The 2500-nt window shown below is 61.3% G+C and carries 4 protein-coding genes; all 4 read left to right on the forward strand.

Features of this window, described 5'->3' with window-relative positions:
- Window positions 1-316: 316 nt before the first annotated feature.
- The 4 genes from QZZ60_RS11205 to QZZ60_RS11220 are packed head-to-tail and all read left to right on the forward strand — an operon-like array spanning window position 317 to window position 2425.
- Window positions 317-784 carry a hypothetical protein gene (locus tag QZZ60_RS11205; RefSeq protein WP_295641431.1) on the forward strand — a complete coding sequence of 156 codons (468 nt, stop codon included), beginning with the start codon at window positions 317-319 and terminating at the stop codon, window positions 782-784.
- Window positions 785-829: 45 nt separating this feature from the next.
- Window positions 830-1645, forward strand: a complete 816-nt coding sequence (locus QZZ60_RS11210; RefSeq protein ID WP_295641432.1) for a hypothetical protein — start codon at window positions 830-832, stop codon at window positions 1643-1645.
- 1 nt (window position 1646) lies between these two features.
- The gene (locus QZZ60_RS11215; protein ID WP_295641434.1) at window positions 1647-2192 is read left to right on the forward strand and encodes a hypothetical protein; all 546 of its coding nucleotides are present in this window, start codon (window positions 1647-1649) and stop codon (window positions 2190-2192) included.
- On the forward strand, window positions 2189-2425 hold the full coding sequence (locus QZZ60_RS11220) for a pseudouridine synthase (protein WP_295641436.1): 237 nt from the start codon (window positions 2189-2191) through the stop codon (window positions 2423-2425). Before QZZ60_RS11215 ends, QZZ60_RS11220 begins: the two co-directional genes overlap by 4 nt.
- The last annotated feature ends 75 nt before the right edge of the window (window positions 2426-2500 follow it).

The following is a 2500-nucleotide window of genomic DNA, read 5'->3' on the forward strand; positions in this document are numbered from 1 at the left end:
GGGCCCCGGGCCGCTGCGAAGGCCGGCGGTCTTTCAACGCTCTGGGGCCCCGGGCCGCTGCGAAGGCCGGCGGTCTTTCAACGCTCTGGGGCCCCGGGCGACATCAGGAGCCCGGCCGACGGGCATAAATAGCCGGAATTCACTTCCGGCGTTAAATGCCATGCCCGTCGTGCAAGTCCCGCGTCCGTACAGCGTGTCCGGGGCAGACGGGCGGTGGCGGAACTCGGGCGGCGGTAGGCCGGAATTCACTTCCGGCGTTAAATGCCATGCCCGTCGTGCAGGTTCCGCGTCCGAATATTTATTTTAAGGTGGTAATATGTTTGAAGGTTTTGTTTCTCCCTTTGCGGAGGCGGAAAGGCGGACGCAGTACACGAATCAGGCCTGGGATGCGGTGCGGAGCGATCCCGCTTCCGCCGCCTTCATAGCCGGGCTTTCCATGCTTGCCGGAAACAACGGCGAAAGAAGCCTCGGTCAGCTTGTGGGGCGTGCCGGTCTCGACACGCTGGAGGGCATGAGGAGCCTCGACGCGCAGAAGCGGGCGCAGGCCGGATTTGCGGAACGGAACAATCCCGCGGGTTCGACCGCTTCCGTGGTGGCGAACGGGCGGCCCGAAGATTTTTCCGGCCTGTCTCCCGAGCGCTTTTCCGAAGCCGTGAAGCCTTCCGGCGCAGCCGTGACCGCGGAACTGGAAGCCGTCGGGCAGTCCGCACCGCAGGCCGGAACGGACAACGGCGCAAGAAGGCGCAGGCTCGTGCGTCCCCGCATGAGCGGCAGAAGGGGCTGATGCGTCCGGGCGTTCCCGGACAGGGCAAAGAAACAAGGAGATGGCATGGCCGTCAGCGATTACAGCACGGACCCGGATCTGAACACCACGATATCGGGCATCAACATAGCCGAGGGCTGTCCGCCTTCGGGCATCAACAACGCCATTCGTCAGCTCATGGCCGACGTGAAGGCGGAAAGCGAAAGCCAGAACGAAACCCTTTCCAAAACCATGACCGGCGCCACGTCTTCCGCCGCGGGCAAGACCGGGCTTGTTCCCGCGCCCGCCAAGGGCGCGCAGGCAAGACCGCTTCGCGGCGACGGAACCTGGGCCACGGAGCTGACCTGCAACATCAAGGGCAACGTGACCGGAAATGTGACCGGCGACGTGACCGGCAGCGCTTCGGAAAACCTTCCGCTGTCCGGCGGAACCATGACGGGCGACATCATAGGGAACAAGTCGGACTACTTTGTCAGAAAGACGGATAAAACCGGGCGTCTCATTTTTCTTTCCGGCCCGTCGGGATACGCGGACGGCGCGTCTCTCTATCTGTCCGGCAACGAGCGGAGCGAAGATGCGGGAAAGTTTCAGCTCATGGCCTCCAACGACAGCGTGTCGAACTCGCTTACCGGCCAGACGAACGGCCTGCTTACCTGGATGGGCAGCAGCGTCATTGACGCTTCCCGGGTAAAAACCGTTTCGGCGAACAGTTACCGGGTAAAGCTCCCTTCCGGCGGAACGTGGATGTATTTTGCCGTTCAGGCGAATGTAAACTATGACTATACGGCCGTATACACCGGCACCGCTGCGGGCGGCAGCTATGTCACGGGAACCAATAACTCTACGAACTACATAAAAGCCATATGCATAAGGGTGGACTGACATGGAAACGGCATATGTCATAAGGCGTGTTGAAGACGGTTCGTATGTCATCGACAAAAATGGAATGCCGTACCACGTGCCCAGAGAATGGACGGAAGAATGGGAGGCCGTGAACAGATACGCGCAGGAACATCCCGACATCGTGACCGAGGAACAGCCTCCCGCGCAGCCTACCCTTGAGGAACGGAAGAGCGCAAGGCTTGCCGAAATCAACGCCGCCTATAATCTGGCCGTGTCGTCTCTTGTGTCCACCTATCCCAGCACGGAGCTTCTGACCTTCGACAAGCAGGAGACCGAAGCCCGCGCCTGGCTTGCCGACAGCTCGGCCGAAACGCCCCTCGTCGACGCCCTTGCCGAAGGCCGTGGCATGGACAAGGCGGAACTTGTGTCCCGCATCATAAAAAAGGCCGACGCCTTTGCCGTGGCCACGGGATACCTCACCGGTCAGCGTCAGAAATATGAGGATGAACTTGGCGCCGCCGTCACGGCCGAAGAAGTCGAGGCCATCGTGCCGGACTACAGAATGCCCCAGGGGCTGAACCTGTGACGTACGGCAAGTCCGTGCTCATCGCCATTGACCAGCTCGTCAATGCGCTTCTCGCAGGCTGGCCCGACGAAACCCTTTCTTCCCGCGCCTGGCGCTGGGAAAAAAACGGCCGCCGCTCCTGGCCCCGTCGCGCCATCGACCGCATCTTCTTCATGGAAAAAGACCACTGCCGAAACTCCTTTGAGTCCGAACGCGCGCGCCGCCAGCTCCCCCCGGAACTGCGCACCGGATAGAAAAGGCAGGAAAGGCAGGAAAGGCAGCGGGGGGAATAATTCCCCCCGCGCCCCCTTGTTTCTTTCAGCTTTTTA

The sequence above is a fragment of the uncultured Mailhella sp. genome, assembly GCF_905187505.1.
GTDB lineage: Bacteria > Desulfobacterota > Desulfovibrionia > Desulfovibrionales > Desulfovibrionaceae > Mailhella.